The sequence below is a fragment of the Pedobacter sp. 01T416_2 genome, assembly GCF_056398925.1.
Genome location: NZ_JBFTQI010001091.1, coordinates 1 through 1,427, shown reverse-complemented (window position 1 = coordinate 1,427; position 1,427 = coordinate 1). Strand labels below are relative to the sequence as shown.

The window sequence follows — 1,427 nt, the reverse complement described above, 5'->3', positions numbered from 1 at the left end:
GATTTAGGGATTACACCGATTTGTTAAGGCGATTTTAGTTTTAGTGCTCTTGCTTTAGTCTTTAAGCTTTAGTCTTTTACCTTCGGGATGATTACACAGATTTAGAGATTACACCGATTTGTTAAGGTGATTTTAGTTTTAGTGTTCTTGCTTTAGTCTTTGGTCTTTCTGCTTTTTTCCTTTCGGGGTGATTACACAGATTTTGAGATTGCACAGATTATAGTCTTTAAGCTTTTTGTTTTCGGGGTTTTCACCATTGAGAAATTAAGGACATTAAGGTTTTTTGCCACGGAAACACRGATTTACACGGAGTTTGGCTCGTTATGTTAGTCTTTGGTSTTTCTGCTTTAKTCTTTAAGCTTTTTGTTTTAGTCTCTGGTCTTTARGCTTTAGTCTTTATGTTTGGTCTTTCTGCCTTAGTCTTTAAGCTTTTTGTTTTAGTCTCTGGTCTTTAAGCTTTAGTCTTTATGTTTGGTCTTTCTGCCTTAGTCTTTAAGCTTTTTCCTTAAGGGATGATTACACAGATTATAGTCTTTCAGCTTTTTGCCTTACCTTTGAATTTGTACATGGTTAAGAATATTTACTTCGCTTCCGATTTTCATTTAGGCACGCCAAATTATGCCGAAAGCCGTGCCCGTGAAGCGCGTATTGYAAGCTGGTTGAATTTTATTGAACCGAATTGCAGCGAGCTGTTTTTAATGGGCGATATTTTCGATTTCTGGTTCGAGTATGCTAAAGTAATTCCGAAGGGATTTATCCGTTTACAGGGTARGTTGGCGGCCATGGCCGATGCCGGGATAAAAATCTATTTTTTTAAAGGTAACCATGACATGTGGGTGCGCGATTATTTTACGCAGGAAATTGGCATGGAAATCATCAGCGATGAAATGATCATGGAGCGTAACGGTAAGAAATTTTACCTGCACCATGGCGATGGTTTAGGGCCAGGGGATAACAAATATAAATTTTTAAGAAAGATTTTTAGAAGCAAGTTTTGCCAATGGTTGTTTGCCCGTTTACATCCAAATCTGGGGATCTGGATTGCAAACGGATGGAGCCAGGGTAGTAGGGCTGCGCAAACCGAAAAAGAAGTTTTTTTAGGCGAGGATAAAGAATGGCTGGCCATTTATGCCAAAGAGCAATTGCATAAGGAGCATTTCGATTATTTTATTTTCGGACATAGGCACCTGCCGCTCGATATCGCTTTGGGTAATGGGAGCCGCTATGTTAATATTGGCGAATGGCTCAACTATAATTCTTATGGGGTTTTTGATGGTGTGGATTTAAAATTGGAGTATTACAAGCCAGATGCTTAATTTTTAAGTTCATTTTTTGGAAAGCAGTGTCTGTAGCTTTTTTTAATGTTCGTCGGGCTTTTCGTTATAGTCCCGAAAAATCGGGAGCTGTCACTTCAATCCCGTTTAGAT

General features: G+C 38.6%; 1 protein-coding gene. It reads left to right on the top strand.

Annotated features, from left to right (window positions below; translation table 11 throughout):
• Positions 1-566 precede the first annotated feature (566 nt).
• Positions 567-1,316, top strand: coding sequence for a UDP-2,3-diacylglucosamine diphosphatase (locus AC1DPQ_RS27640; RefSeq protein WP_477611550.1), 750 nt, complete (start codon positions 567-569; stop codon positions 1,314-1,316).
• Positions 1,317-1,427: the final 111 nt, after the last annotated feature.